Below are 4,207 nucleotides of genomic sequence, written 5' to 3' on the forward strand. Positions count from 1 at the left end.
CCGCTGGGAACGACGCGACGACATCCACGAAGCCTTCCTCGGCCTCGCCACCTGCCTGATCACCCACCGCCACGTCCAACGCCTTTGTTAGGACCTCTAAGACCTTCTGGATAGCGGGCAAGTCCAGCCTGTTTTCCTATATTTGGCTCGAATGTCTCCCCGGTGCGAGGTCCACGTGTGGTTCAGTGGCGTTGCCGAACAACGGCAGCAACATTCACTGCCTGATCCGAGACGGTCGCCTCCGCGCGACGGTGAGTACGCAGGTTATGCACCCGTTACTCGAAGAACCTGGGAGTGGTTGCCATGGTGAGACTGAAGGACACCTCGAAGGTGAAGAGCTGCACGAGGAAATTCGGCGCGGCCGTAACTGCAGCCGCGTCGGTTGCCGCGGGGATGGCCTTCGCGACGGCGCCCGCCACCGCCGCCACCACCGGCGTCACCGCCGCCCCCATCTCGATTGTGTATGGGGCGAGCTACTACAAAGGCACGGCCACTTGGTCCAACAGGTCGGTCGACGTCCAGGGATCATTCAAGGCCACCGGGTGTCGGCGGATGTACGCGCATGCGTGGGCAGGCGACACCGAGTTGGACTATAGGAGCACCTCCACCTGGTGCGACCGATCCGGGTCGGCGCCCTTTCCCCTTGAGGCGAACGTCGTCGGCGGGTCCGACAGCATCTGGGTCTACATGACCGACGCAAACGGGAATTACCTCAAAGGACAGACCTGCTACCGCAGCTCCGACATCTGCGTCGACGGCCTCCGACGCTAGTCGGCGTTGGTCAGCACCGCCTGGTCGAGCAGCTGGTGCCCGCGTGGCGTTGTCACGTTGTTGGGTGTGGGGGTGTCTGACGGTGTGCCGGGGCGTTGTGAAGTCGGGTTCCGGCTGTGTGCTCACGGCGCGGTGGGCAGGCTGGCGACTCCGGTGATCTGATCCAGATTGACAAGCGGACGGTCATTTCGGCTCGGTAGTCGTGTGCGGGGATCAGATCCCGGCGGGGTCGGAAGTGGGGCGTGATGCCGCTGAATGCGGACAGAAACCGCTGTGCTCCGCCCACGGAACGGAAGCCTTTCATCGCCCGTTCGCGCTGCCTCGTTGGCTGGTGACTGTTCTCCGCCCGGTTGTTCAGGTACTTCGACTGCCGATGCTCGACGGAGGACATGACCTCGCGGTGGGCCGCGCCGTAGGAACGCAACTTGTCGGTGACGATCACCCGCGGCACCGCACCGGTCTTCTTCAGCAGCCTGCGCAAGAAACGCCTGGCCGCGGCCTTGTCCCGGCGGTCAGCGTAGGCCTGCCCGAACTTGGCGCACCAGCGGCGTACCGTCTCGTAGGAGAGGACGATCCCGCGCTCGAGCATGAGCTCCTCGACCTCGCGGAATGACAGCGGGAAGCGGTGGTACAGCCACACGCAGCGGGAAATGACCGCGACCGGGTACCGGTGCCCCTTGTGTGACAGCGACACGGCCCGCACGCACAGCCCCCTCCAACACGATCAACCAGAAGATCATCCCACCCGGTCAACCAACGTGACAGCGCCCGATGTCGCGATGCTGCGGGCCGGAGGCGGCGTCGGGCTCAACCGCCTGATCGACGGCCAAGATCAGCGGACAGCGCCGCGTAGATGTACTCGCTGCCCCAGCGATCCCCGTCGAGGTCGTTCTCGACCAGGTGTGCCTCCCGGCGCATCCCGAGACGCTCACAGACCCGCACAGATCCGGTGTTCTCCACGTCCAGCCGTGCGTAGAGCCGGTGCACGCCCAGCGTATCGAAGGCAAACCCGGCCAGCGCTGCGGCCGCCTCGGTCGCGTAGCCGTGCCCCTGGTGACCTGGGTCGAGAGTCCAGCCGATCTCGGCCTGGGCCGCGCGGGCATCAGCCAGGGTGAGGCTCACCTCGCCAAGGAGGCCGGGCTCATCGCGTCGGCAGACAGCGAGCGCCAGCTTGTCCCCGTCGGCGCGCCAGACCGTCTGCGCCGCGCGCTCGGCGGCAACCTGGCCGCTGCGCTCACGCGTGTGCGTCGGCCGGTACAAGTAGCGTGCCACGCTCGGCAGGCTCTGGTAGGCGTACAGGTCATCGGCGTCGTCGGGAGTGAACAGACGCAGCGACAACCGGGACGTGGTCAACGGCAGCAGCGGGACGATGTCCAACCGGACCTCCGCAGGCGGATGTGGATCAAGTGTCGGCCTGATTTTCCCATCACGGCTGCCCGGCAGCCACGCCTTTTCAAGAGCAGCGCTTGGGCCGCCGCACTTCACCACGAGGCTCGACATCCCAGGAGTTGCTTACTGACCCACGCTCCTCGATCTTGCGTGAGCGTCTGCCGACGGAGTCGGCGGACCGTTCTTCATGATTTCTGGACGAGCAGAACCGAACCGGCCTGTGAGACGACCTGACGGCGGTCGCCCTGGACACGGACGCGTGGGTGCGACCCGATTGGCTCCCTCGCCTGGAAAGTGCTGTCTTCCTTGTAGCCAACAGCCCCCTCAGCAAGTCCTATCGTTGCAGGTCAAGGGACTTTCTGTGTTACTGATCAGCGCTTGGACAGCCCACCTCGTGAAAGCGCGACGTTAGCGCAGCTTGAAACCAGAGGCTTCACGAGTACCAGGTGGAGAAACCCGCACTGAAGCCATCCGCGCCATAGCCGTCGTCGCGGTTGCAGCCGGGTCTTCACGACACCCCGTAGATGGTGCCTGACACAGCCAGTTGCAGCCGCTTCTGCTTCAACAGCCGCACCACATCGTCGGTGTTTGAGAGCTGTTCGATCTCGCTGCGTGTCACCACGAGACTCTCCCGCTTCTGCCCCAGGGCGCGAGCGAGGATCTGGTGCGCGGCACTGCGATCAACCGCCTCCCCGGTAATCCCGGCCGCGGCAACCAGGATGCCCAAGGGCCGGCCCCGTCCCTCCAGCTTCGAGCTGAAGAGTGTCACCTCCGCCGCCCCCACAGGCTTCGACCAGTTCTTGCACTCCACCGGAATGATCTTGTCGAACTGGCGCAGTCCCTTGGGATCACCCTCGTTCCAGAAGGCGATGTCGATCTCCTCAGATGAGAAGTAGTCCCACTGGTTGCGAACGGTCACACTGATTCCGGGGACGAGTTCGAACTGGCGGGCGACCTCCGGCCTTCAACCGTGAGGACTACAAGGCTCGGCACGCGGTCGAGTGCGGCATCAACCGGCTGAAGCGGAACCGGGCGGTGGCAACCCGGTTCGACAAACTCGCGGTCCGCTGTGAGACCACTGTGCTCGTCGCCGCGATCAACGAATGGCTGTACCTGCCGGAAGTGTCGGTCCCGCATGTCATTCTTGCCGCGATCAGTCAGCGGGTTGAGGGGAGCCAGGGCCGATGGGGGCTGCGTACTACCGGGCCGAGAGTGAGAACGGCCACCACATCGACGACCCGTCCGAGGACGCGCTGTTCATGCTGATCGAGGACCTCAACGACTCGGACAACACGTTCGCCGTCATCCAGCCCGATGACGACGACCCGGCCTGGTTCACCTCCGTCGCGGTCGTGGACGAAGGCGGCTACGAGGTCGTCCGGCGCGACACCACCCGCCGTGCATCGGTCCGGTCGCCGCCCGCGGTCTGGACAGGGGCCACTCGTCGCAGCATCGGCCTCACCCCGGCCAAGGCCCACAAGCGCGCCGAAGACGACGGCGTTGACCGGAGCAAGAGCCGGGCAGCCACGCTGCCGAACCGCTGGCGCAGGTCCGTGCCCTGTTACAGCACCCTTTCGAGGAACGCCTGGGTTCGTTTCTCACGGGGATTGCCCAGCACTTCACGGGCGTCGCCGCGTTCCACCGCGACGCCGCCGTCCATGAACAGCACCTCGTCGGCGACCTCGCGGGCGAAGCCCATCTCGTGGGTGACGAGCAGCATGGTCATGCCGTTGCCGGCGAGGTCGCGCATGACGGCGAGTACTTCGCCCACGCGTTCGGGGTCCAGTGCGCTGGTGGGTTCGTCGAACAGCATGATGGTGGGTTCCATCGCGAGGGCGCGGGCGATGGCCACGCGTTGCTGCTGGCCGCCGGAGAGCTGGGCGGGGTACTTGTGGCCGCACCCCTCGAGGCCGACCTTGGCCAGCAGTTCCTGGGCCTGCTCCCGGCTGGCCGCGCGGTCCTTCTTCTGCACCAGCACCGGTCCGGACATGACGTTGCTCTCGGCGGTCATGTTGGGGAACAGGTTGAACTGCTGGAAGACCATGCC

4 protein-coding genes and 3 pseudogenes are annotated in these 4,207 nt (G+C 65.5%); 3 read left to right on the forward strand and 4 right to left on the reverse strand.

What is annotated here, in order from left to right:
* Positions 1-91: pseudogene (locus ACFY9E_RS40155) on the forward strand (IS5/IS1182 family transposase); the annotation flags it as partial.
* Between the two features lie 212 nt (positions 92-303).
* Complete coding sequence (locus ACFY9E_RS40160) at positions 304-771, forward strand: hypothetical protein (RefSeq protein ID WP_390993602.1); 468 nt, start codon at positions 304-306, stop codon at positions 769-771.
* Between the two features lie 172 nt (positions 772-943).
* Here ACFY9E_RS40160 and ACFY9E_RS40165 read toward each other — a convergent pair.
* The 3 genes and pseudogenes from ACFY9E_RS40165 to ACFY9E_RS40175 all read right to left on the reverse strand — a co-directional run.
* Positions 944-1,480, reverse strand: a pseudogene (locus tag ACFY9E_RS40165) (transposase); the annotation flags it as partial.
* A gap of 98 nt (positions 1,481-1,578) precedes the next feature.
* Positions 1,579-2,148 (reverse strand): GNAT family N-acetyltransferase, encoded by a 570-nt coding sequence (locus ACFY9E_RS40170; RefSeq protein ID WP_390993608.1) that lies wholly within the window; start codon positions 2,146-2,148, stop codon positions 1,579-1,581.
* 520 nt (positions 2,149-2,668) lie between these two features.
* Complete coding sequence (locus tag ACFY9E_RS40175; protein ID WP_390993604.1) at positions 2,669-3,079, reverse strand: restriction endonuclease; 411 nt, start codon at positions 3,077-3,079, stop codon at positions 2,669-2,671.
* Between the two features lie 265 nt (positions 3,080-3,344).
* Here ACFY9E_RS40175 and ACFY9E_RS40180 point away from each other — a divergent pair.
* Positions 3,345-3,557: pseudogene (locus ACFY9E_RS40180) on the forward strand (hypothetical protein); the annotation flags it as partial.
* A gap of 164 nt (positions 3,558-3,721) precedes the next feature.
* Here ACFY9E_RS40180 and ACFY9E_RS40185 read toward each other — a convergent pair.
* Positions 3,722-4,207, reverse strand: a 486-nt coding sequence (locus ACFY9E_RS40185; protein WP_390993606.1) for an ATP-binding cassette domain-containing protein, incomplete at its 5' end; no start/stop codon positions are given.

Source organism: Streptomyces sp. NPDC012466 (assembly GCF_042955215.1).
GTDB lineage: Bacteria > Actinomycetota > Actinomycetes > Streptomycetales > Streptomycetaceae > Streptomyces.

Coding starts and splice junctions, on each gene's coding strand:
- ACFY9E_RS40160 (WP_390993602.1), top strand. CDS start 304: ATGGTGAGACTGAAGGACACCTCGAAGGTGAAGAGCTGCACGAGGAAA.